Raw genomic sequence first — 24,824 nt, 5'->3', positions numbered from 1 at the left:
TCCTATGACTACAGTGTCTTATGCTCAGAGTCCCTCGAAATGCCGCAGGACAATGGACTGTGCAGTGATTCTGGAATCAAGCAGGGTCGGGTCGTCAGCGTGAGTCAGCTTGCGATGCGCCGGCAGTTTCAGGTGGGCTCTTTCGAATTGGCGCAAGGGGCGGGTCGCCGAACGGTAATGGAAATGCACGTACCAGAGTAATTGCGCGGGCTCCTGTGTGAGGTTCCAGACCTCATATTCCTGCAGGTAGTTGGGGCGCCCCTGATGATCCGCCAGTTTTCGGATCGCAAGGGGTTTGCGGATCTCCACCGCGTTCTGTCCGATGAGGTCATCAAGCATGCCGTCGGTGGGCTTTTGACTGGTCATCGAGCGTTGGGTGCGCAAGGCGCGACCTTCGACGATCAGCTCGGCGGCCTGATCGCGCAATTGCTGGATGATCGGCTGCTCTGCCGATTTGGCAGCGATACCGTCGGCACGGGTGGTGAGTTCACTCGCATGACTGTCCATCATGTGCTGCAGGTCGACGGGCAGCATGCCGCGATTGGCGTTGCTCTGCACCGTGGTGCGGTAAGTGGCCACGTTCTCCAGACGTTGCTGTGCCTCGCTTATCAGGGTGGCCAGACTCAGCTCGGCGGGGGAGGGAACTGCCAGGTTTTGCGGGTTGGTCAGGCGCACGACGCCATCGGCGCCATGTTCCCAGATTTCTTCATAGCCTCCAATCCCGGTACTTCTGTATTGACGGGCGTTGGTCAGGCTATCCCATTGCTCCACGCCATGGCGCAATTGGTTGTCATCAGTGATGAACACGCGCTGCAGGGGTTGCCCCGCGACCCTCGGCTCGGGTGGCCTGTTGATAGCGGCACGCGCTCGATCCGCCAGGCGATCAACGCCTTCCAGCAAGGGCTCGACTACGTCCAGATGAAAGAATTGCGGATAGCTGGCGGTCCATACCGCCATCTCGCGCCGATACTCGACGCAAGTGTCGATGCTTTCCTGAAGAATGCGATTACGTTGGGCGGTCGTGTTCTGCATATTCGGCAAGTCGTACTGGCGGTACAGATGCAGATCGATTCTGTTGCGCAGGGACTCTGCCATCGTCACAAAATAGCGCCACGAGGCATCGTCGGGGCTGCCGGCTTTTCTGACGATTTCCAGGCGTTGGGAGGTTTTCAGGTACAGCAGGATGGGTTCACTGTGACGGCTGTTAGTGTTATCGACCAGCGCCGACATTTTCGGCCGGTCTTTAGCCAGCATGCGTCCATACCAGTGATTGACCTGGTCCCTGAGTTCGCCCAACTGATCGAGCTGGTTGACGATCTCGACACGAAACCTGTGTATGTTTTCAATGTGTTTCAAACGTTCAGCCACAGCATCACCCGGCAGCGCATTGTGCAGCTGCTTCAATCGGTTGATTGCTCGTGTCATGCCATGAATTTTATGCGACAGGTGAAAGGCGCGCCGCTGGTAACGATCAGTCAACAGCCATGCGGTCTTGCTTTGCATTTTGGCGACAGTCCTGTGTTTTCTGCCTTGGGTCAGCGCAGTCAACTCGGTCAACGCCTCATAACGTTGCCTGGCCAGTTGGATATCGCCAATGCATGCGGCTTCGGCCGTTGGCAACATGGTCAGGCGTTGCGCTTCCGTGGCTTCGGCGTAGGCATTGATCACCTGGTCACTTTTCGCTCCCCTGAGTTGCAATTGGCGGCCCAAATTGTTTGCGGTGGCGGCCAGTTGATGGTGGCGGCGGAAGTTTCGATCTACCAGCCAGCGCGGCAGGCGTTGCCGCATCACCGACGGCCAGTAAGGGTCGAGTGTATCGACCAGGCGCCCGCCGACATTGCCACCCCCCACCACGCCACCTTCAAGGGCTGTGCCATAGACGCCAAACCAGGTATCCCATTGCCCGCTTTCATCCAGTGCGATCGGCTGCTTGTAGGTTTTTCGCGAGTTGCCGGACAGACGCCAGCTGCGCGAATCCCGGCTCAGCTCCACTTGGTAGACGCGGCCCTGACGTTCGATGAAGTCGCCGTCGGCAAGCCGGTAGATCCCGCGGTAGAGGCCGTGGCTGGCCGGTTCTGTGCCGCCCAGGGAAATCGGTTTTTCATAGTCGTAATCCTTGAAGCGCGCCAGCACATGTCGTGCGTGGCGCTGCGACTTGACCTGCAGTGTCGCCACATCGCGCACCACCGCGTGCAGCTGACGCGCCCGAGTCAACGCGCGGGTCGTCCGGGAGAGCGTCGAGGCCGCGGCTTCACCCGGGAGCAGATCCATGAAGGCGTCGATCAGCGACAGCAGCATTGACTCGATTTCCACCAGACCGTCAGCCACGTCACCACGCAAGAACGCGGCGGCTGCCTGATTGGCAGCGGTCCAGGCCTGATAGAGGGCCAGCACACTGCCGACGAAGGGCACCATGCCCAAGGCCATTTTGATGTAGTTGAAGGCGCGCGGGCCTTTCAGGGCGTAGCGCTCGAAGAACAGTTCATCGTTGGAGCGCGACGTGCCGCGATGGGCCTCGATCAAGCGTCCCATGTGCGCATCGAGCAGGTGTGCGGCCAGCGAGGTACTGGCCGGCCAGCGCACACCGACTTCGATGATCGCATCGAAGTTTTTTTCCACGGCCTGACCGATTCGGTTGACATGGGCCCTGACGTTACCTTGCAACGTTCTGTGCGCCAGGTACTCGATCCACTTGTCACTTGCGCACAAGGTGAACAGCCCTTTGCGCGCCGCTTCGAGCGTGTCGTAGCGGCGCAAGAACTGCCCGTCGTGGCTGTCCGGCAGGTACAGCAGGGTGACGCCGCTGATCTGCTCTTCGATGAAGCTGACGCCGGACAGGGTCACCGGGCCTTCGCCGGGAGTGTCCTTGCCGCCGACTTTCAGCGACACCGGCAACAGCACAAGACGCTTGCCGCTGGCTTGCCACGCTTGTGGGGTGTCGGCGTCGATGGCGATGTTCAGCAGTGCCGCTTCATCAGCGCTGAGGTGTTTTTGCAGGCGTGCATTTTCGCTCTGTATTTTCAGCATCAGGCGCCACGGCTCGATCAGGCTTTCCCGGCGATGTTGTTTGACGAATGCTGACTCGCTGGCGGCGCCCTGAAAGGCGTCACGGATCTTCTGCTCATAGGCTTTGGGCAGGTCCAGCTCCGGCAGAACCTTGCGCAGATAGGTCAGGTTGATGCCGTTGAGCAGGCGCGTCCGATCCTTTTTATGCGTCGCGGTGATCTCCAGACGCAAGAAGATCAAGCGTTGTGACAGCGAGTCATTGAGTACCGATTGCACGTTATCGATATTGAGCTGGGCCAGGTCCTCCAGTGACATTTTGCTGCGTGCTTTGCTGGGCACAATGGTCGTGATCTTTCTGACGCCACCCGGCCCCGACTCCGGGACCTGTTCGGTTTTGGTCGAGTCGGGCAGTTCGACTTGTATGGAAAAGTCGCCCTCAAGGGAAAAGTCCCTGCGCAATCGGGCGTGCAGATGACGGCGGGTGAAGTCATCACGAGGTTCCAGCGCAAGGGTCATGAGGGCGTGGCTTTGACGCATCGCCGCGACGTACGCCTCGATGTTCTGTTTCAGCGCGCTACGCTCGTTTTCCTTGAGTTTGACCAGCCAGCCCGGCAGGTTGCCGGCGAGGGTGCCGCTGCGTTGCTGTTCCTGCAGATGAGTGAAAGCCAGGTGTCTGGCGGCGTGCAGCGGAACCTGAAGATTGGCCAGGCAGCCCTGGCGCAGAACCTCCAGCGCGTCAGCCTGTTCGGGTTTGCCGCGCAGGGGTGTGGCTTTCGCTTCGAAGTCGCTCACCAGCGCGTTGAGGCAATAAAGCAACGGGTCGGTGGTGATCGGACTCAGTTGCAGGGCCAGGTCGTTGTCGTCCTCGAGAATCCTGAACACCTCGCGCGCCAGTGTCCGGCGATCGGCAAAGCGTTGCAGGCCACCGCCATTGCCCGGCCAGTAGAGCATCAGACTGGAAGTGTCCGAGAGTGCCGCCTGGCGTCCGATGACGAGTGCGCCCTTGAGCACTTCGCTTTGCGTTGTCGTGACCCCGTCCTTGGTTTCGCTCAGTGACAAGGTCAGGCTGGCCGCCGTGATATCCGTGTCGCGCTCGGCCGCGACGGGGGTGTCCAGCACGGCCTTGAGCAGATCGTGTTCGGCGCTGTTAAGTTGGCCAAGGGTTGCTTGCAGTCTGCCTTCGGCATACAGGCCGTCCCGGTGTGCCTGACGCAGGGCACTGAGCGCGGTGTTGAAGGTATTCGTGTCGAGGGCCGTTTCGCGGTAGAGCAGGGTTGTGGCAGTGGTCGCGCCAGTTTCTTCGGCGGCTTCCAGCGCTTTGAGGGCGTCCTGGCATTCTCGGTATCGAGAGCCGTCGCTGTCATTGGCCTGCAAGCGCTCAAACGCCTCGCGTTGGCGTTTGAGCGCCGCGTGGCGCACCGCCAGTGGAATCCCGGCGGACAGGCTGCCGAACAGCGGTGTTTCGTCGGTCTCGACATCGCTGGCGGAGTTGAGCGGTTTTGGCGGCGCCGCCACGATGATCGCGCTGCTGCGCTGATGATCAATCAGGTCGACATGCACCAGTGAGCGCGCGCCATGCGCCCTGAGCCCGGGATGGCCTTTGTTGGTATTGCTTAAGGCGTCGAGTTGCGCGTGGTGACGGTCGGCGAACAGATCGCTGGCGCCAGTGACCATCGGGTCAAGCGCTGCGCTGTAGTCAACGCGAAGGATTTCCTTGGGCAGTCCGGTGGGGATCTGTACCTGATGGGTCAGCCACGTCTGCATGTCTGCGCGGGTGGTGAAGGCCTGGATCGATGTGGCGTTTCCGGGCAGATAAAGCAAAGGCGCCGCCGTGGCCAAATCGCCGACGCTGACGGCCCATGCACCGGGGAGTTTGATTTTGCTGTCGTTGCTCAGCACCAGGGCCAACTTTTCCGTGTGCACAGGTTGACCCTCGATTGTCAGCGCGCCAGCACCTGAATCAATGATCAGTTGCAGCGTTTTGAGTTGCGCCGGGGTAATCGTCTGATGGGCGAGAGCCATCTGCGCAGTGGCTTCGAAATGCTCGCGGTAAAGCTGCGTGGCGCGGGTACGTCGTGACACCGGTGTGCGCGGCGCTCGCGCGTCCCAGAATTCTGCCCAGCGAATCTCGTGGCTTTGGCGTGGGTCGAGGGCTTTGAGTTTTTCCAGGAGCTGCAGGGGCTTCAGGTTGGATAACAGATGGCCCGCGCGGATACCGGTGAGGACACAACGCTGATCCAGATCGGTTTCCAGTGTCGGGTGTTGAACGACAAAGGCACAGGCGTCGGTGAGGCTGACGATGTGCTCCGGCTGGTCAGCGGTGGCCGCAAAGCGCAGGCCGGTCTTTTCGCCGTCCAGTTGCAGTTGTTGGCGCAGCAATTCATTAACGCTGTCGCGCAGGGCCGGGCTGGCGGCAAACAAATCGCGCAAACCCTCGCTGCTGGCGCGCCAGCGTTGGCAAGCCTGCAGCAGCAGGCTGTCATCAATCGTTTTCGGTAGCTGTTCGACGGCCTCGGGCAACGGTGACGGTGCGGGGAGCTCATCCAGAATAAGACGCTCGAGCATGGTGGCGTGACTCGCATTGGCGGGGCGGGGAATCCGTCCCTGAGCGGGTCATTCAAGAGAAATCGCGCAAGGCGATGGCGGTACATAGATATTGTTTGCAACCACCGCCCATGACCACTCGGCACTCTTCATCAAACTGTCATCGAAGTGTGGCAGCGCGCTTGAACAAACTTCATCAGACTCGCGCTCTACTGGGGTTCTGCGTTTCGGTGTTTTTCATGGTCAAGGGTTTTGTATCGGTCGCGGCTGTTCTGGTCGCGATTTTTTTCGGATCGTCGTCTTGGGCGGCGGCGCGTTGCGACGTCAATGTGCCGACCGAGCACGCTGATCTGCAGCAGGTGAGCCTGGCTTACCAGAGCATTGGTCGCGCGTCGGATCCGGCGTTGTTGCTGGTCATGGGCTTGGGTGGACAGTTGATCCACTGGCCGGACGAAGTAGTGGTTGCGCTGTGTCAGCAGGGTTTTCGGGTGATTCGCTATGACAACCGCGACGTCGGTCTGTCGACCTGGCGGCAGGCGCCGGCTGACGCCAATCTGACCTTCGAAGTGCTGCGCTACAAGCTCGGTCTGCCGGTGGCGGCGCCTTACAGCCTGACCGACATGGCAGACGACGCGCTGGGCTTGATGGACGCGTTGCATGTCGAGCAATTCCACGTGCTGGGCGCGAGCATGGGCGGGATGATTGCCCAGCACATGGCGGCGATGGCACCGCAGCGGGTCGAGAGTCTGACATTGATCATGACCACCTCGGGCGCCGAAGGTCTGCCGGCACCCAGCGCGGCGCTGGTGCAGTTGTTGTCGCGTCGCGGCGCACCGAATCGACAGGTGGCGCTGGAACAGCAGGCTGATCTGCTGGCCGCGCTGGGCAGCCCGGCGGTCACCGATGATCGCCAGGTCTTGCTGCATCAGGCTGCGCTGTCGTATGACCGCGCGTTCAATCCCGAAGGCGTGAAGCGGCAGATCATGGCGATTCTTGCCGAGCCGAGCCGGGTGGCATTGCTCAATCAATTGCGGGTACCGACGCTGGTGGTGCATGGCACGGCGGATCCGTTGTTGCCGGTGATGCACGGGGTTCATCTGGCGGCGCATATTCGCGGCAGCCAGTTGAAACTGATTCCGGGGTTGGCGCATCGCTTTCAAGAGGCGTTCAAGGAGCCGTTGCTGGCGGCGGTGCTGCCGTATTTGCAGGCGCATCGTGAAGACACTTCGCATTGGGCACAGATTGAGCCGGTGGTGGGCGGGAATCTGCTGTAACCAAAAGTGGGCGGTGTTGGTTATGGCCTCTTCGCGAGCAAGCTCGCTCCCACAGGGGAATGCGATCTAAATGTGGGAGCGAGCTTGCTCGCGAAGGGGGCACCGCAAAATCCGGCCGGGGTGTATCGTGCAAATTTTCCCGCACGATTTCCCCCCGCGAGGTGTGTGATGAGTTCTGCCTTGAAAATCGATTTTGTCAGCGACGTCTCCTGCCCCTGGTGTGTCGTCGGTTTGCGTGGCCTGTTACAGGCACTCGAGATCCTGCGCAACGAAGTGCAGGCCGAGATCCGTTTCCAACCGTTCGAACTCAATCCGAAAATGGGCGCAGACGGGCAGAACATCGCTGAGCACATTCAAGAGAAGTACGGCTCGACCCCGGAGCAATCGCAGAAAAATCGCGAAGCCATTCGTGCCCGTGGCGCTGAACTCGGGTTTGCGTTTCGCACTGACGGCAACAGCCGTATCTACAACACTTTTGATGCGCACCGCTTGCTGCACTGGGCCGGTCTCGAAGGAGTGCAACTGCTGTTGAAAGAGGCGCTGTTCAAGGCGTATTTCAGCGATGGCGGCAATCCGTCGGATCATCGGCAACTGGTGCAGATTGCGGAAAGTGTCGGGATGGATCGTCAGCGGGCCGAGGCGATTCTGGCGTCCGATGAGTTTGCCGATGAGGTGCGTGAAGAAGAGCAATTGTGGTTGCAGCGCGGGGTGAGTTCGGTGCCGACTGTGGTGTTCAACGGTCAGTATGCGGTGACCGGCGGGCAACCGGTGGAGACGTTTGTCGGGGCAATCCGGCAGATCATGGCTGAGTCCAAGGGCGGCACTGTCAGTTGATATCGGTGGGAGCCAAAAACCCCTCACCCTAACCCTCCCGAAACGTCGGACCGCCCAGAGGGAGAGGGGACTGATTGGGGGATGCTGGAGTTGTACACCGACCTAAACGTGCTGTACCGAATCCATAATCAACTGGATCTTTCAGGTCAATGTCAGACGCAAGACACCTCGGTCGGCCCCCTCTCCCTCCGGGAGAGGGCTGGGGTGAGGGTGGCTTTTAACCTTAGCTGTGTAGCCGAACCCAAACAGTCACCAAAACAGTGGCAGCCATCAACCAGGCCACCGCCGCCACCGCCAGCGATGCCTCCAGCCGCAACCGATCCACCATCACATACAACGTCGCCAGATACACAAAGTACGGAATGATCGACCACATGCCGAACACGATCGTGGTCTTCAGATCCTCAACCGAACGCCCCTTGCCGACGATGTAATGCGCAATCAGCGCAAACGTCGGAAACAGCGGCACCAATCCGGCGATGTAGTAGTTTTTGGTTTTCGACAGCGCCGCGATGATCAGTACTACCGCGGCGCCCAACAGGGCTTTGAAAAACAGATCCACATCGTTCTCGCTTAATGGCTCAACCCGTACTTTTTCACTTTGTCGAACAGCGTGGTCTTGGCCATGCCCAATTCCAGGCTGGCCTGAGTCAGGTTACCGCCGCTGCGTTGCAGGGCGTCGCTGAGCAGGTTGCGCTCGAACGCTTCCACCGCTTCGGCAAACGCCAGGCCTTGTCCGCCACTGCTGGCGCCGGACTTTTTGAACGCCGGCAGGCCGAGGGCAAAACGTTCGGCGACGTTGCGCAGTTCGCGCACATTGCCTGGCCAATCGTGGCTCATCAGGTTCGACAGGGTCTGGTTGTCCAGTTCTGGCAGCACGCGGTCAAAACGCAGGGCCGACTGCTGGGTGAAGTGTTCGAACAGTTGCAGGATGTCTTCGCGGCGTTCGCGCAGTGGTGGCAGCTCCAGCGTTACCACGTTGAGGCGGTAGTACAGGTCGCTGCGGAACTCGCCAGCCTTGCTCGCTTCGTCGAGGTCGGATTTGGTTGCTGCGATCACCCGGCAATCCACGGCCACGCTCTGGTTCGAGCCGAGACGTTCGAGGGTGCGTTCCTGCAGTACGCGCAGCAGTTTGATCTGCAATGGCAGCGGCATGCTTTCCACTTCGTCGAGGAACAGCGTGCCGCCGTCGGCGTGTTCGATCTTGCCGATACGGCGTTTGCCTGCACCGGTAAAGGCGTTGGCCTCGTGGCCGAAAATCTCGCTTTCAAAAAGGTTTTCCGGCAGCCCGCCGCAGTTCAACGCGACGAATTGCTTGCTGTGGCGACGACTGAAATCGTGCAGGCAGCGGGCGACCAGTTCCTTACCGGTGCCGGTCTCGCCTTCGATCAGCACGTTGGCCGAAGTGTCGGCGACGTTGGCAATCAGTTCGCGCAGGTTCTGCATCGCCGGCGAGCGGCCAATGATCCGCCCCTCAAGGGAGTCGCGCTCGGCCAGTTGCCGGCGCAGCGATGAGACCTCGCGGGCGAGGCTGCGTTGCTCCAGCGCACGCCGTGCGACATCGACCAGGCGCTCCGGCGAGAACGGTTTTTCCATGAAGTCGTAGGCGCCTTTCTGCATCGCGCCGACGGCCATGGAAATGTCGCCGTGGCCGGTGATCAACACCACCGGCAGGCTGCGATCACGTTGCTTGAGGCGGGTCAGCAGTTCGAGGCCATCGATGCCCGGCAGGCGAATGTCGCTGATGACGATGCCGGCAAAGTTGTCGCCGACGCGCTCCAGCGCTTCTTCTGCACTGCCGACGCCGACACAGGGAATGTCTTCGAGGGTCAGCGCCTGTTGGCAGCCGAGCAGCACATGGGGGTCGTCTTCGACGATCAGCACACTAAGGTCGTGGTTCATATTGGCTCGGCAGGAGTAGGGCTTACCAACGGTAAACTGAGGACGAAGGTGGTGCCACCGCTGGCCGGGTGTTCGACACCCAGATGCCCGCCGGTGGCGGCGGCGAGGCTGGCGGAAAGGGTCAGGCCAAGGCCCAGGCCTTGTTCGCCGGGTTTGGTGGTGAAGAACGGTTCGAATAGATGCTTGCGCGCTTCAGCGTCGATGCCGTGACCGTTGTCACGTACACGCAGGCGATATTTGGCGTTGAATTCTTCACCCTCCAGCCACAGTTCGGGCAGGGGTTGCGCCTGCATGGCGTCGAGGGCATTGCCGATCAGGTTGACCAGAATCTGTTCGAGGCGGGTCTGGTCGATCTGCACCTGGACATCGATGAACTGGCGGTGAATGTTGACCGCCGAACTCTCCAGGCGTGCCCCGAGCAATTGCAGCGCGGCCTCCACGGCTTTGCCGAGGCTGGCCTGGCCCTGGTTGTCACCGCGCCGGGCGAACGAACGCAGGCTGGCGGTGATCCGGCCCATGCGGTCGATCAGCTCGTTGATGGTTTTCAGATTGGTGCTGGCGACATCCAGTTGGCCCCGTTCGAGGAAGCGCACGGTGTTGCCCGATAGCGTACGCATCGCCGCCAGCGGCTGGTTCAATTCGTGAGCGATGCTGGTCGACATCTGACCGATGGCAGCGAGCTTGCCGGCCTGCACCAGTTCATCCTGCGCACGGCGCAACGTCTCTTCGGCCTGACGCCGTTCGCGGATCTGGCTCTTCAGGCGCTCGTTGCTGGCGCGCAGATCAGTGGTGCGTTCGGTAATCCGACGCTCCAGTTGATTGTTGGCTTCCTGCAAGGCTTCGCGGGCGGCGAGACGGGTGGCGATGACCTTGCGCCGCTCGTTCCAGGCGATCAACAGGAATGCCACCAGCGCAAACGCGACGGCGACCAGAATTCCTTGGTTGATGGCTTCGCGGCGCAGGTCCTGCAACGGCGTGAGCAGGGTGAAATTCCACGGTGTGTCGCTCAGTGGCCGGGTCTGTGCCAGATAGCTGATGTCGTCATCGTCGGAGCGCACTTCGCTGTTGGCGGGGAAGGTCAGTTTTTCCACGCCTTCGGACAGGGTTTCCCGGGCCAGCGGTTGCAGTTCGTTGAGCGGGAACCAGTAGTACTGCAGGCTGCGGGCGAGTTTTTCTTTGGTTTCGTCGGTGAGCGGGATCACTGACTTGAGGCGTCGGGCCGGATCGCTGGAGAGAATGATGATGCCGTTCTCATCGCTGACAAAGGCTTCTAGGCGTGCGCGTTGCCAGCGTTCTTCCATGGCTTCCAGGCGCACTTTGACCACGGCGACGCCGATGATTTTGCCATGCTCTTCGAGGCCGTGGGCGAGGTAATAGCCGGGCTCGCCGTTGGTGCTGCCGATGCCGTAGAAACGCCCCGGCTCGCCGCGTACGGCTTTCTGGAAATAGGCGCGGAAGGACAGGTCTTCACCGAGATAACTGTCGACATCGCGCCAGTTGCTGGTGGCCATGACACGGCCGGTGGTGTCCATCACGTAGATGGCCCGACTGCGACTGCGCCGGTTCAGGCCTTCAAGGTAATCGTTGACCGTTCGCCGGTGTTCCGGGGTCGGATCGGCCAGCAACTGCGACACACTGGTTTCGAGTTCCAGCAGGCTGGGCAGGTAGGTGTATTTGCTGATTTCGCTTTCGACGGCGCGGGCGTTCAGTTCGAGCTGACGCTGACCGTTTTCACTGAGGCTGCGAATGCCAAAATGCTCACTGGTCCAGAAGCCGGCGTAACCCAGCCCGATCATCAGGATGATGACCAGCGGCGGCAGAAACAGATGGCGAATCAGACGAGGCTTCACGGCAAGTGATGGCGGCGCGGCGCGATAGAGATTGGGGTCGCATTTCATCACAGTTGCCTTGGGTCAACCACCACACTTGCAGGCTCACCGCTGTCCCTGTGGGAGCGAGCTTGCTCGCGAAGAGGCCGGATCAGTCAACATCAATGTTGAATGTCAGTCCGCTTTCGCGAGCAAGCTCGCTCTCACAGGGATAAGTGTGATGGCGCAAGTACTCGGTTTTAGTGCTGCAGGATTTTCTCGAGGAAGTGCTGCGCGCGTTCGGAGCGGGCGCTGATGTCGCCGAAGAATTCCTCTTTCGGGCAGTCTTCGATGATCTTGCCGGCGTCCATGAAGATCACCCGGTCAGCCACTTTGCGCGCAAAGCCCATTTCGTGGGTTACGCACATCATGGTCATGCCTTCGTGGGCCAGTTGCACCATCACGTCGAGCACTTCGTTGACCATCTCCGGGTCGAGCGCCGAGGTCGGTTCGTCGAACAGCATGACGATCGGGTCCATCGCCAGCGCACGGGCAATCGCCACACGCTGTTGCTGACCACCGGACAATTGCCCCGGATGTTTGTGGGCGTGAGCGGACAAGCCGACGCGCTCGAGCAGTTGCAGGCCTTTCTTGGTCGCTTCTTCCTTGCTGCGGCCCAACACCTTGATCTGCGCGATGGTCAGGTTTTCGGTGATGGTCAGGTGCGGGAACAGTTCGAAATGCTGGAACACCATGCCCACGCGCGAGCGCAGTTTCGGCAGGTTGGTCTTCGAGTCGGCAATCGAGGTGCCGTCGACGACGATGTCGCCTTTCTGGAACGGCTCCAGCGCGTTGACGCATTTGATCAGGGTCGATTTGCCGGAACCCGACGGGCCGCAGACCACGATCACTTCGCCTTTTTTGACCTCGGTGCTGCAATCAGTCAGCACCTGGAAGTCCCCATACCACTTGTTGATGTTCTTGATAGAGATCATACGGCGAACCTTTTTGCAGACGCTTGACCAGCAGCGAGGCGGAAAAGCTGATGATGAAGTAGACGACACCGGCGAAGATCAGGAACTCGTTGGACCGGCCAATGATGTCACCGCTGGAGCGGGCGGAGTTAAGGAAGTCCACCAGGCCCACGGTGTAAACCAGCGAGGTGTCCTGAAACAGGATGATCGACTGTTGCAACAGCAACGGGGTCATCTTGCGGAACGCCTGGGGCAGGATGATCAGACGCATGGTCTGGCCATAGGTCATGCCCATCGCTTGCGCGGCGGCCATCTGGCCTTTGGGGATCGACTGCACACCGGCGCGGACGATCTCGCAGAAGTACGCGGCTTCGAACATCATGAAGGCCACGACGCAGGAGGTGAACGCACCGATCGGCGTGTCTTCACCGGTGATCCAGCGCAGCACGAACGGCACCGCCAGGTAGAACCAGGTGATCACCAGCAGGAGCGGGATCGAACGGAAGTAGTTCACATAAGCGCCGGCCACCCGCGACAGCAGTTTGCTCGACGACAGGCGCATCAGTGCGAGGATGGTCCCCAGCACGATGCCGCCGACCACGCCCATGACCATCAACTGCAAGGTCATGACCATGCCGTTCCACAGGCCCGGAATGGCGGGGATGATGCCGCTGAAATCGAAGTCCATTATTTACCCCCCCACGGAGATCAGGCCGGGCACTGCGACTTTCTTCTCGACCATGCGCATCAGCAACATCAGGCTCATGTTCAGGGTGAAGTAGATCAGCGTGGCCAGGGTGAAGGCTTCAAACAGGTTGGCCGAGAACTCAGCGGTCTGTTTGGTTTGCGCCAGCAGTTCCATCAAACCGATCAGGGACGCCACGGAGGAGTTCTTGAAGACGTTGAGGAATTCCGAGGTAAGCGGCGGAATGATGATCCGGTAGGCCTGGGGCAGCAGCACGTTCCAGTAGATCTGCGGCAGTTTGAAGCCCATGGCGCGAGCAGCGGATTCCTGGCCGCGTGGCAGCGCCTGAATGCCAGTACGCACTTGCTCGCAGACACGGGCGGCGGTGAACAGGCCCAGGCACACGACAACGCTCAGGTAAGCCGAGGTGGTCGGGTTGAGGTCCTGTTTGTACCAGTCCTGCAGGTTTTGCGGCAGCAGGTCGGGCACCAGGAAGTACCAGATGAACAGTTGCACCAGCAGCGGCACGTTACGGAAAAGCTCGACGTAGCAGGTGGCGATGCCCGATACGATACGGTTTGGCACCGTGCGCATGACCCCCAGAATGGAGCCCAGCAGCAAGGCGATGATCCATGCCACGATGGCGATGGCAATGGTCCAGCCCAGGCCGGAGATGTACCAGTCGAGATAAGTCTCGCTGCCAACGCCGGTGGACTTGAAGAACACGCCCCAGTCCCAGTTGTAATTCATTAGGGTCTCCCCTCGAGATCGATCGATGTACAAGCACCCGCTTGGGGAAGATCCTTTCCCGCCTGACGTTGAACGTCAGGCACACGCGATCGGCTCGGAAACCGCCAGGTCGAGTGTTCCACAGTGAAGCCAGCAGGTAGTAACAAACGCCTGAGGGAGGGTCGCCCCCTCAGGAGACAAGGTTAGTCAGGAATCAGATTTTTACGTCAGGCGCCGGCTTGTCGCTCGGGTTGGCGATCAGATCTTTGACCTTGTCGCTCATCGGGAACTTCAGGTTCAGGTTTTTTGGCGGGATCGGGCTTTCGAACCACTTGCTGTAGATCTTGTTGATCTCGCCGGACTTGTACAGGCCGACAATGGCGTCATCGACCGCCTTCTTGAAGGCCGGGTCGTCTTTGCGAACCATGCACGCATAGGCTTCGAAGGACTGTGGCGTACCGGTGATGACCCAGTCTTCCGGCTTCTTCGCCTTGGCTTCTTCGCCGGCCAGCAGGGCGTCGTCCATCATGAAGGCTACGGCGCGGCCGCTTTCCAGCATGTTGAAGGATTCGCCGTGGTCCTTGGCGGAGATGATGTTCATGCCCATCTGCTTGTCGGCGTTCATCGCTTTGATGATGCGCTCGGACGTGGTGCCCGCGGTGGTCACGACGTTTTTGCCTTTGAGGTCGGCAAAGTCAGCGTAGGAAGGCTTGCCATCCTTGTCTTTCTTGACCAGCAGACGGGTGCCGATTTCGAAGATGTTGACGGTGAAGTCGACTTGCTGGGCGCGCTCGGCGTTGTTGGTGGTGGAACCACACTCGATATCCGCGGTGCCGTTCTGGATCAGCGGGATACGGGTTTGCGAGGTTACCAGATTGTATTTGACCTGCAGGTCTGGCTTGTTCAGGTCTTTTTTCAGGGCTTCAACGATGGCCACTTGAATGTCGTGGGAGTAGCCCACTGGTTTGCCGGAAGCATCCGCGATGTAGGAAAACGGAATGGAGCTGTCGCGGTGAGCGAGCGTGATGGTGCCCGAATCGTTGATTTTCTTCAGGGTGCCGGTGAGTTCGGCGGCGAAAACTGGCGTGCTGATCAGAGCGGCCGCAATGGCTGCGCCCAGGATATGGGGAACGATGCGCATCAAATTTTCCTCGAATTGTTTTTTTTATGGAGCCAGTTCGTCGGCCCTTTTGTGCTTCGAATGCCTGACGGCTCCTGAAGTGTTGGCACAACAAGCATTCGTCGAGAGAGTGTAGAGCATGACTCGTGCCAGACCAGGGTGATGTACTTAACTTTATGATTTATAACGTTATTAAAGTTTTGTGATGGTTTGTTTTGGCGTAACTGATCCGGTTTACCGAATCGACCGGGAAGTCGCGTTCGGAAAGCCGAACGATCAAAAGCCCCTCACCCTAGCCCTTTCCCGGAGGGAGAGGGGGACTGAACGCGGTGGATGGTCGATTTATGCCGACGTGAGATATCGAGTCGAACTCAAGTTTCGAACCCCATGAAGATCGGCTCCCTTTCCCCCTCTACCCCTTGGGGGAGAGGGCTGGGGTGAGGGGGAAGGATCTGACTGACACAATCAGGTTCAACAGAATCCACAAAACAAAAAGCCCCTGAATCTCTCAATTCAGGGGCTTTTCGTTTAAACAAAGTTCACATCACGCCGCTTCGATCTTGCTACGGTTCTGCTCAACCTTACCCAGATACGCCGCAAGCTTCTCCTGCTCGGCCGGAGTGGTAAACAGCCCCAGCTTGCTACGACGCCACAGAATGTCATGCGCCGTGGTTGCCCACTCTTCGCTGCACAGGTAATCGACTTCGCGGGTGTAGAGCCCGCCGCCGATGTGTTCGCCCATGTCCGCGAGGCTTTCCACACCTTCAAGCATGCGCCAGGTCCGGCTGCCGTAGGTGGTGGCCCAGCGGCGGGCGATCTCGGTCGGCACGAAGTCGAACTTGTCGCGGATCTGCGCGCACAAGGCTTGTGGGGTGGTCATGTCCTCACCGCCGGGCAGGGTAGCGGTGGCGGTCCAACTCGGGCGCATCTGGGTGAAGAACGGCATCAACTGCGCCATCGCCGACTCGGCGAGTTTGCGGTAAGTGGTCAGCTTGCCGCCGAACACCGACAATAGCGGTGCCTCTTCAGTGCTGCCCGACAAGGCCAGGGTGTAATCACGGGTGACGGCCGACGGGTTGTCGGATTCGTCGTTGCACAGTGGGCGTACGCCCGAGTAGCTGTGCTGGATGTCGTCACGGCTGATCTGCTGCTTGAAGTGGGCGTTGACCACTTTCAACAGGTAGTCGGTTTCGGCGTCGGTGATTGCCACTTTCGCCGGATCGCCGGTGTACTCACGATCGGTGGTGCCGATCAGGGTGAAGTGGTTCAAGTACGGAATGGTGAAGACGATGCGCTGATCTTCGTTTTGCAGAATGTGCGCGTGATCGCCTTCATACAACTTCGGCACGATGATGTGGCTGCCCTGGATCAAACGGATGCCGTACGGCGATTCCATCTTCAGGTCGTCACGAATGAACTTGGCAACCCACGGGCCGGCGGCGTTCACCAGCGCTTTGGCGGTGATCGAAAACAGACTGCCGTCGGCACGTTCCAGATGCAGGTGCCACAGACCTTTGGTGCGACGGGCGCTGACGCACCGGGTCTGGGTGTGCACGTGAGCGCCTTTTTCGCGGGCGGCCATGGCGTTGAGTACCACGAGGCGGGCGTCATCGACCCAGCAGTCGGAGTATTCGAAGCCTTTCTTGATTTCGCTTTTCAGTGCGCTGTCGGCACCAAACTTGAGGCTTTTCGAACCTGGCAGTTTTTCGCGCTTGCCGAGGTTGTCATACAGGAACAGGCCAGCGCGGATCATCCATGCCGGGCGCAGGTGTGGACGGTGCGGCAACACGAAGCGCATCGGTTTGACGATATGCGGCGCCTTGGCCAGCAACACTTCGCGCTCAGCCAGCGCTTCACGCACCAGACGGAATTCGTAATGTTCGAGGTAGCGCAGGCCGCCGTGGATCAGCTTGCTGCTGGCCGACGAGGTGTGGCTAGCCAGATCGTCTTTTTCGCAAAGGAACACCGAAAGCCCGCGACCGGCGGCATCCGCTGCGATCCCCACGCCATTGATCCCGCCGCCAATGACGGCGATGTCGTAGATCTCGGAGATTGGGGGCGTACGCAAGGTAGAGGTGGACATCGGCTGGCCTCGGGTTCTTTTGATTTTCTATATTGGAAATCGAACATGAATGTTCATTTGCGAAAATGGTAGCCCATAAACACCCGCGCAGCCAGTCACGTTCGATTGAAAAAACTCATCGAAGGGCAGTTAAAAGAAAATTTTCGAACATTTACGGGCAGATCGTTCCCATGCGCAGCAAAGGAATGCATCCATCGACGCTCTGCGTCGGCTTTGAGGTGGGACGCAGAGCGTCCCGGGCTGCATTCCCACGCGGAGCGTGGGAACGAGTAACTAGACGACTTCCAGGCGAATCTTGTGCTGACTCAACAACTGCGCCAGCGCCGGCACCGGCTGCTGATCCGTTACCAGGCAATCGATCAGGCTGATCGGCCCCAACCGAATCATCGCGTTACGCCCGAACTTGCTGGAGTCCGCCGCCAGAATCACCTGCCGCGCATTGGCAATGATCGCCTGCGACACCCGCACTTCCTGATAATCGAAATCCAGCAAGCTGCCGTCTTCATCAATACCGCTGATTCCGACCAGGGCGAAATCAACTTTGAACTGATTGATGAAATCCACGCTCGCCTGACCGACCACGCCGCCATCACGGCGCACATTGCCGCCGGTCAGCAGCACATCGAAATCATCCTTGGCACTGAGCATCGACGCCACATGCAGGTTGTTGGTGATGATCTTCAGATGATTGTGGTTGAGCAGGGCGCGGGCAATCGATTCGGTGGTGGTGCCGATGTTGATGAACAGCGAGGCGTGATCGGGGATCTGGGCGGCGATGGCTTCACCGATGCGTTGTTTTTCATCGCGCATCTGGTCGGCGCGCATCGCATAGGCAGTGTTTTCGACGCTGGAATCATAAGCCGCACCGCCATGGTAGCGACGCAACAGATTGGCTTCCGCGAGCTGATTGATGTCGCGGCGGATGGTTTGCGGGGTAACAACGAACAGCGTGGCCATTTCCTCGATGCTCACATAGCCGCGTTCGCGGACCAGCTCGAGGATTTGCTGCTGACGGGGAGGCAGATTCATGGGGCTTCCTTTGGGCTGCCGTGCAAAATTTGCCCATGATGACGCAGGAATCCGCTCCCGACCAGTTTCCAAACAACGTGGAAGCTACTGCGCTCGGCCATCCTGCGTTAAAAACAGGCTCGGACTGCTCATTTACAAGCCCGTAAACTCCGCGTCCTCGCCTGTTTTTGCCTTGGCTTGCCTTCGCTCGCTACGCTTTCACGCTGTTTGGACCGCTTTAGCCAGTCCTAAGGTTGGCTTATTCAGCGTCTTCACGCGCCCAGTCACGGGTGCGGCTGACGGCTTTTTTCCAGCCTTTGTACAGCTTCTCTTTCTCGGTTTCGTCCAGGCTCGGCTCGAACTCACGCTCGATCACCGCTTTACCACGCAGTTCGTCCAGGCTGCCCCAGAAACCGCACGCCAGACCGGCCAGATACGCGGCGCCAAGTGCCGTGGTTTCGCGCATTTGCGGACGCTCGACCTGCGTGCCGAGGATGTCGGCCTGGAACTGCATGAGGAAGTTGTTCGCCACCGCGCCGCCGTCCACGCGCAGGGCTTTGAGGCGTTCGCCGGAGTCTTGCTGCATGGCGTCGAGCACGTCGCGAGTCTGGTAAGCAATCGACTCCAGTGCGGCGCGGATGATGTGATCCACGCGCACGCCGCGAGTCAGGCCGAACAGCGCGCCACGGGCATATGGGTCCCAGTACGGCGCGCCCAGACCGGTGAAGGCCGGCACCAGGTACACGCCGTTGCTGTCCTTCACTTTATTGGCGAAGTATTCGGTGTCGTGGGCGTCGTTGATGATTTTCAGTTCATCGCGCAGCCACTGCACGGTCGAACCGCCGTTGAACACCGCGCCTTCCAGCGCATAAGCCACTTCGCCACGCGGGCCGCAAGCGATGGTGGTGAGCATGCCGTGCTGGGATTTCACCGCTTTGTCGCCGGTGTTCATCAGCAGGAAGCAGCCGGTGCCGTAGGTGTTTTTCGCTTGACCCGGCTCCACGCACATCTGCCCGAACAACGCGGCTTGCTGGTCACCGGCGATACCACCGATGGCAATGCCGCTCTTGGTGCGACCGTAGATTTCCGAAGAAGCCTTCACTTCCGGAAGCATCTCGCGCGGGATGTCGAGGATTTCCAGCATCTTCGAATCCCATTCCAGCGAATGGATATTGAAGAGCATGGTGCGCGAGGCGTTGGTGTAGTCGGTGACATGCACCTTGCCGCCGGTGAATTTCCAGATCAGCCAGCTATCGACGGTGCCGAACAGCAGTTCGCCGTTGCGCGCTCGTTCGCGGCTGCCTTCGACGTTGTCGAGGATCCACTTCAGTTTGGTGCCGGAGAAGTACGGGTCGGTGACCAGACCGGTGTTGTCGCGGATGTAGTCTTCGTGGCCATCGCGCTTGAGCTGCTGGCAGATCTCGGTGCTGCGGCGGCACTGCCAGACGATGGCGTTGTACACCGGGCGGCCGGTGGTCTTGTCCCAGACCACGGTGGTTTCACGCTGGTTGGTGATGCCGATGGCAGCCACCTGATCGTGATGCAGGCCAGCCTGGGCCAGGGCTTCAACCATCACCGCGCTCTGGGTGGCGAAGATTTCCATCGGGTCGTGTTCAACCCAACCGGCTTGCGGGTAATGCTGGGCGAATTCGCGCTGCGCGGTGCAGACCACGTTCGCGTCGCGGTCGAAAATGATCGCGCGGGAGCTGGTCGTACCCTGATCGAGGGCAATGATGTAGTTCTTATTCTGAATGTCGGTCATGTCGATTGCCTTGGACGAAATAAGGGAGAGTGGGCCGTGGCGCAGGCTCTATAGGGCAGGAGCCGGCGCCGACTGTTTCAAGAAGTTCTTGGTTTGCCGTCAATGGCCGGTTCTGCATCCTTTGTAGCAGGTGTGGCGCCGGTCAGGTGACGGGCGATGAGCCCGCGATACCCGGCAGCGCCGAGGCAGGCACCGACAATCGGTGCAAAAATCGGAATCAGGAAATACGGAATATCACGGCCGCCAGTGAAGGAAATTTCACCCCAGCCGGCGAAGAAAGTCATCAGTTTCGGACCGAAGTCACGCGCCGGGTTCATGGCGAAACCGGTCAACGGCCCCATCGAACTGCCGATAACGGCAATCAGCAAGCCGATCAGCAGCGGCGCCAGCGGGCCTTTCGGCAGGCCGTTGTTGTCATCGGTCAGGGACATGATCACGCCCATCAGGATCGCCGTGATGATCATCTCGACCAGGAATGCCTGGGCGGTGGACAGCACCGGGTTCGGGAAGGTCGAGAACACCGAGGCCAACTCAAGGCTGGCGGTCGAGCCACGGACCATTTGGTGAGTTTGTTCGTAATCGAAGAAAAGATTGCTGTACAGCGTGTAAACCAGCAGCGCGCCGCAGAAGGCGCCGGCGATCTGGGCAAGAATATAGAACGGCAGTTTGCGCTTTTCGAAGTCGGCGAAGATTGCCAGGGCGATGCTCACGGCCGGGTTCAGGTGCGCGCCGGAAACTCCGGCGGTGAGGTAGATCGCCATGCTCACGCCGACGCCCCAGATGATGCTGATTTCCCACAGGCCGAAGCTGGCACCCGCGACTTTGAGCGCGGCGACACAGCCGGTGCCGAAAAAGATCAGAAGAGCAGTACCCAGAAACTCGGCCATGCATTGGCTCGAGAGCGATGGTTGCTGTAAAGCAGTTGTCATTGAAAACCTCGTTTTTGTTGTTGTCTGGCGCGTTTGCCAACAGGGCAAGGCGCGATTTTCCCCGAGTAGGAATCCCCATTCCGTTCCGGTTTACTGCTGGGTGTCGCTGTGACGACAATTCTTACATTATTCAGATTCGAAAAAATATAGACAAGAAACAAACCTGTCAAAGGTCGAAAGTGAACCGTCGGTCACAATAAAACTATTCGCTGGGTGAATGATCCTTTGTGGCCCAGGTGCGACAACGTGCGCTGAATGTCTGCGAGCCGCGGGAATCGTGGCTTGGGATAGAGCCTTTTGGAGGCTGATCACCTAGAATCCGGCGGAGGTTTTTTTGCCATTGCCGAGCCTGGAGCTGCCATGACCCCTGCGTTGGACTTGTTGAAAAAAGTTCGTGCCGAACATCGCGTGCACAGTTACGAACATGACCCGAAGGCCGCGTCCTATGGCCTTGAGGCCGCAGAGAAGCTGGCACTTGAACCGGCACAGGTGTTTAAAACCCTGCTCGCGGCCAGTGAAAAAGGCGAGTTGCTGGTGGCGGTGGTGCCGGTCGTCGGAAGCCTCGACCTCAAAGGTCTGGCCCATGCCGCTGGCGTAAAAAAAGTCGAGATGGCTGACCCGGCAGCCGCTCAGCGCTCCACCGGGTATCTGTTGGGCGGCATCAGTCCGTTGGGACAGAAGAAGCGCCTGCGTACCTTTATCGACAACTCGGCTCAGGGTTTTGCGACTATTTATGTCAGCGCCGGCCGGCGTGGCCTGGAAGTGGAACTGGCGCCCGCAGTGCTCGCCGAACACACCCAGGCCAAATTTGCCGACATCGGCCGTCCTTAGTCATTAATGCTGTATGTAAAAAAATGACGGGTTCTGTCACTGGCGCTGATCACGGCGTGGCTGCATCCTCTGCCGACTGACTCAGGGAGAAAGTTATGCAGCTCGAGTTTCATCAGGTCGACGCGTTCAGTGATCGGCCGTTCAGTGGTAATCCGGCGATGGTTTATCGGTTGGAGACGTGGCTCGCGGATGAGCTGATGCAGAAGATCGCCGCCGAACACAATCTGGCGGAAACCGCATTTCTGGTGCGCGAAGGTCAGGCCTGGCATATCCGCTGGTTTACCCCGACCACTGAAGTGCCGTTGTGCGGGCACGCCACGTTGGCGAGTGCTTATGTGCTGTTCGAGATCTACAAGGAGAGCGCCGAGCGTATCGACTTTACCTGCCAGTCCGGGCCGTTGAGTGTCAGCCGTGAAGAGGGCCGTTTGTGGCTGGACTTCCCGTCGATCGTGCCCTCGGAAATTGGCGTGACGCTGGATGTCGAGCGAGCGCTGGGGGTCGAGGCGGTGGATGTGCTCGGCTCCAACGAACTGTTTGTGGTGCTGGAGTCGGAGCAGGCGGTGCTTGATTGCAAGCCGGACATGGTCGCGCTGGCCAAATTGCCGTGGCTGGGCGCGATCGTCACCGCGCGCGGCAATCAGCACGACTTCGTCTCGCGCTATTTTGCGCCGGCGATTGGAATCAATGAGGATCCGGTGACCGGGTCGACGCATTGCAGCCTGATCCCGTATTGGTCCAAGCGTCTGGGCAAGTCGAGCCTGACCGCCTGCCAGCGCTCGGCGCGGGGCGGGGAGTTGTTCTGTCGATTGGAAGGAGAGCGGGTGAAGATCGGCGGTAATGCGACGCTGGTTGCCAGCGGCACATTGTTGTTGGGCTAGCCCAAAAACACCTGTGGGAGCGAGCCTGCTCGCGAATACGGTCGGTCAGTCAAATCATCTGTGACTGATACATCGCATTCGCGAGCAGGCTCGCTCCCACAGTTTTGATCCGGGCCGGATCAGAGTGCGGCGCTGTAGCGGCGGACGCCGTTTTCCACTGCCGGGATCTGTGCGGCGGTGCTGCCGGAAGCCTGGAACAAGACCAGATGCTCAGCGGCAACCCGAATCCCCACCTCCGCACCCACCTGATGATCCGCATGGCTGGGGAAAATCGATTCCAGCTGCGCACCCGTTGGCAATTGCAGGCGATACAGCGTCGAAGCGCCAAGGAACGTCTTGCCGACAATCCGCGCTTTCAACCCACTGTCCGGTGCATAAACAATGTCATCCGGGCGCAGCAGCACATCCACCGCGCCGCCAATCGGCCACGTATAGGCTCGATTGCCACGCAGTTCACCCAGTTCGGTCTGCACCGATTCCGGGCTGCCGAGCTGACCACGAATGAAGTAACCCTGACCGATGAAGCTGGCCACATAAGGCGTTGCCGGTTCGTGATACAGGTTGTACGGCGTGTCCCACTGCTCCAGTCGACCTTCCTTGAACACGCCAACGTGATCGCTGACGGCAAAAGCCTCTTCCTGGTCGTGGGTCACCAGAATTGCGCTGGTGCCACGCGCCTTGAGGATGTCGCGCACTTCATGGCTGAGCTTGCGCCGCAGTTCGCCATCGAGGTTGGAAAACGGCTCATCAAGCAGCAGCAATTGCGGCTCTGGCGCCAACGCACGGGCGAGGGCGACGCGCTGTTGCTGGCCGCCCGACAGCTCGTGCGGGAAGCGCTTGCCGAGGTTTTTCAGGTTGACCAGTTCGAGCAGCTCTTCGGTGACGCGTTCCTTGTTAGGGTGCTTGCGAATGCCAAAGGCAATGTTGTCGGCGACGCTCAGGTGCGGGAACAGTGCGTAGTCCTGGAACACCATGCCGATCCGGCGTTTTTCCGGGGCGAGAGTGAAGCCGGCGCTGGAAATGGTTTCGCCACCGAGGGTGATTTCCCCTTCGTGCACTGGCTCGAATCCGGCAATGGCACGCAGGGTGGTGGTCTTGCCGCAGCCGGACGAGCCGAGCAGGCAGCCGATGTCGCCGGCGTTGAGGTGCAGATTGAGGTTCTGCACCACACGTTGATCTTGATAGCCGCAAGCGAGGTTGCGCAGGTTCAGCAGTAATTCATGACTCATGCGTGGTGATATGCCGGTTCAACGAGGAACTCGAGCAGGGCCTTCTGTGCGTGGAGACGGTTTTCTGCCTGATCCCGGGCGACGGAGCGCGGGTCATCAAGCAGGTCGAGGCTGATTTCTTCGCCACGGTGCGCCGGCAGGCAATGCATGAACAGCACGTCCTCGGCAGCGAGGTCGAGCAGGGCGCGGTTGACCTGAAACGGCGCGAACAGCTTGAGGCGCTTGGCAGTTTCCTCTTCCTGACCCATCGAAGTCCAGACGTCGGTGCTCACCAGATGCGCGCCGCGCACGGCGTCTTGCGGGTCGCGGACGATGGTCACGCGATCGCCGGCTCTGGCGACGAACTCAGGATTTGGCTCGTAGCCTTCCGGGCAGGCAACGCGCAACTGGAAGTCGAACTGGATCGCCGCTTCTATATAGCTGTTGCACATGTTGTTGCCGTCGCCGATCCAGGCGACCGTTTTGCCCTGGATCGAGCCACGGTGTTCAAGGAACGTCTGCATGTCGGCCAGCAACTGGCACGGGTGCAGGTCATCGGACAGGCCGTTGATCACTGGCACGCGCGAGTTGGCGGCGAATTCGGTCAGGGTGCTGTGGGCAAAGGTTCGGATCATCACCGCATCGAGCATGCTCGACATGACGATGGCGCAGTCGCCGATCGGCTCGCCACGGCCCAGTTGGGTATCGCGCGGCGACAGGAAGATTGCCTGGCCGCCGAGCTGGATCATGCCGGCCTCGAACGAGATCCGGGTGCGGGTCGAGGATTTTTCGAAGATCATCCCCAGCACGCGGTTTTTCAGAGGCTCGAACAGTACGCCGCGGTTACGCAGGTCCTTGAGCTCAACGCCTCGACGGATCACGCTGACCAGCTCTTCGGGCGTGCAATCCATCAGGGAGAGAAAGTGCCTTGCGCTCATCATTGACTACCTTTTGCTACAAACCGCAGATGCTCAAAGCCTTGTTTAACGGAACAACGGGCGAGACCTGCGGCGTAAGCCGCACGGGGCGACGAAATAGGGGAAGGCGCGATATTGACACTAAATGTCGCGTTTTTCCAATAGGCTACGGTTTTTGCGGGATTCGGAGGGCGCACTGAATGTTGCAGTCGCGCATTTGAAGCCGGGTTCAGGACAGCAGCGAGCCTCTTTGTACACTGGCCTTGCAGGGCTTGGCAATGCGGCGTGGCGGGGATCGCGTCGCTTGGGTCGGTTTACGACCGTGGCGCCAT

18 protein-coding genes are annotated in these 24,824 nt (G+C 59.7%); 4 read left to right on the top strand and 14 right to left on the bottom strand.

What is annotated here, in order from left to right:
- Positions 1 to 24 precede the first annotated feature (24 nt).
- Positions 25 to 5,571 (bottom strand): dermonecrotic toxin domain-containing protein, encoded by a 5,547-nt coding sequence (locus AB4O11_RS02510; RefSeq protein WP_460130040.1) that lies wholly within the window; start codon positions 5,569 to 5,571, stop codon positions 25 to 27.
- Positions 5,572 to 5,789: 218 nt separating this feature from the next.
- On the opposite strand from AB4O11_RS02510, the gene AB4O11_RS02505 reads away from it, so the two are divergent.
- Both AB4O11_RS02505 and AB4O11_RS02500 read left to right on the top strand, forming a co-directional pair.
- On the top strand, positions 5,790 to 6,824 hold the full coding sequence (locus AB4O11_RS02505) for an alpha/beta fold hydrolase (RefSeq protein ID WP_093430592.1): 1,035 nt from the start codon (positions 5,790 to 5,792) through the stop codon (positions 6,822 to 6,824).
- Positions 6,825 to 6,992: 168 nt separating this feature from the next.
- A complete protein-coding gene (locus AB4O11_RS02500; RefSeq protein ID WP_460130038.1) occupies positions 6,993 to 7,658 on the top strand; it encodes a DsbA family oxidoreductase in 666 nt (221 codons plus the stop codon).
- 223 nt (positions 7,659 to 7,881) lie between these two features.
- Here AB4O11_RS02500 and AB4O11_RS02495 read toward each other — a convergent pair whose 3' ends face one another.
- The 11 genes from AB4O11_RS02495 to AB4O11_RS02445 form a co-directional block, all read right to left on the bottom strand.
- Positions 7,882 to 8,220, bottom strand: coding sequence for a GlpM family protein (locus AB4O11_RS02495; RefSeq protein ID WP_186622895.1), 339 nt, complete (start codon positions 8,218 to 8,220; stop codon positions 7,882 to 7,884).
- Positions 8,221 to 8,231: 11 nt separating this feature from the next.
- Positions 8,232 to 9,512, bottom strand: a complete 1,281-nt coding sequence (gene aauR / locus AB4O11_RS02490) for a two-component response regulator AauR (protein WP_460131038.1) — start codon at positions 9,510 to 9,512, stop codon at positions 8,232 to 8,234.
- Between the two features lie 44 nt (positions 9,513 to 9,556).
- Positions 9,557 to 11,458, bottom strand: coding sequence for a two-component sensor histidine kinase AauS (gene aauS, locus AB4O11_RS02485; protein WP_093430589.1), 1,902 nt, complete (start codon positions 11,456 to 11,458; stop codon positions 9,557 to 9,559).
- Positions 11,459 to 11,628: 170 nt separating this feature from the next.
- Positions 11,629 to 12,363, bottom strand: a complete 735-nt coding sequence (locus tag AB4O11_RS02480) for an amino acid ABC transporter ATP-binding protein (protein WP_007963947.1) — start codon at positions 12,361 to 12,363, stop codon at positions 11,629 to 11,631.
- Positions 12,308 to 13,030, bottom strand: coding sequence for an amino acid ABC transporter permease (locus AB4O11_RS02475; protein WP_460130035.1), 723 nt, complete (start codon positions 13,028 to 13,030; stop codon positions 12,308 to 12,310). The genes AB4O11_RS02480 and AB4O11_RS02475 overlap by 56 nt, the downstream gene beginning before the upstream one ends.
- A 3-nt stretch (positions 13,031 to 13,033) precedes the next feature.
- Positions 13,034 to 13,777 (bottom strand): amino acid ABC transporter permease, encoded by a 744-nt coding sequence (locus tag AB4O11_RS02470; RefSeq protein WP_460130034.1) that lies wholly within the window; start codon positions 13,775 to 13,777, stop codon positions 13,034 to 13,036.
- A 193-nt stretch (positions 13,778 to 13,970) separates the two neighbouring features.
- Positions 13,971 to 14,897, bottom strand: coding sequence for a glutamate/aspartate ABC transporter substrate-binding protein (locus AB4O11_RS02465; RefSeq protein WP_093430588.1), 927 nt, complete (start codon positions 14,895 to 14,897; stop codon positions 13,971 to 13,973).
- 523 nt (positions 14,898 to 15,420) lie between these two features.
- Positions 15,421 to 16,959: a glycerol-3-phosphate dehydrogenase gene (gene glpD, locus AB4O11_RS02460; protein ID WP_093430587.1), complete on the bottom strand. Its 1,539-nt coding sequence runs from the start codon at positions 16,957 to 16,959 to the stop codon at positions 15,421 to 15,423.
- A gap of 273 nt (positions 16,960 to 17,232) precedes the next feature.
- Entirely contained in the window at positions 17,233 to 17,988 is a 756-nt protein-coding gene (locus AB4O11_RS02455) for a DeoR/GlpR family transcriptional regulator (protein ID WP_007916700.1), read from the bottom strand.
- 238 nt (positions 17,989 to 18,226) lie between these two features.
- Positions 18,227 to 19,729, bottom strand: a complete 1,503-nt coding sequence (glpK, locus tag AB4O11_RS02450; protein WP_093430586.1) for a glycerol kinase GlpK — start codon at positions 19,727 to 19,729, stop codon at positions 18,227 to 18,229.
- 77 nt (positions 19,730 to 19,806) lie between these two features.
- On the bottom strand, positions 19,807 to 20,658 hold the full coding sequence (locus tag AB4O11_RS02445; protein ID WP_064118990.1) for an MIP/aquaporin family protein: 852 nt from the start codon (positions 20,656 to 20,658) through the stop codon (positions 19,807 to 19,809).
- Positions 20,659 to 21,018: 360 nt separating this feature from the next.
- Between AB4O11_RS02445 and ybaK the strand changes: the two genes are divergently transcribed.
- Together ybaK and AB4O11_RS02435 are read left to right on the top strand one after the other, a co-directional pair.
- Positions 21,019 to 21,489 carry a Cys-tRNA(Pro) deacylase gene (gene ybaK, locus AB4O11_RS02440; RefSeq protein ID WP_090285884.1) on the top strand — a complete coding sequence of 157 codons (471 nt, stop codon included), beginning with the start codon at positions 21,019 to 21,021 and terminating at the stop codon, positions 21,487 to 21,489.
- A gap of 95 nt (positions 21,490 to 21,584) precedes the next feature.
- Complete coding sequence (locus AB4O11_RS02435) at positions 21,585 to 22,367, top strand: PhzF family phenazine biosynthesis protein (RefSeq protein WP_460130031.1); 783 nt, start codon at positions 21,585 to 21,587, stop codon at positions 22,365 to 22,367.
- 119 nt (positions 22,368 to 22,486) lie between these two features.
- Here AB4O11_RS02435 and AB4O11_RS02430 read toward each other — a convergent pair whose 3' ends face one another.
- Positions 22,487 to 23,596 carry an ABC transporter ATP-binding protein gene (locus tag AB4O11_RS02430; protein ID WP_093430583.1) on the bottom strand — a complete coding sequence of 370 codons (1,110 nt, stop codon included), beginning with the start codon at positions 23,594 to 23,596 and terminating at the stop codon, positions 22,487 to 22,489.
- Complete coding sequence (gene argF / locus AB4O11_RS02425; protein WP_460130029.1) at positions 23,593 to 24,513, bottom strand: ornithine carbamoyltransferase; 921 nt, start codon at positions 24,511 to 24,513, stop codon at positions 23,593 to 23,595. Before argF ends, AB4O11_RS02430 begins: the two co-directional genes overlap by 4 nt.
- Between the last annotated feature and the right edge of the window lie 311 nt (positions 24,514 to 24,824).

It is taken from the genome of Pseudomonas sp. H1_D05 (genome assembly GCF_054682705.1).
This window is presented reverse-complemented; position numbering and strand designations above follow the sequence as displayed.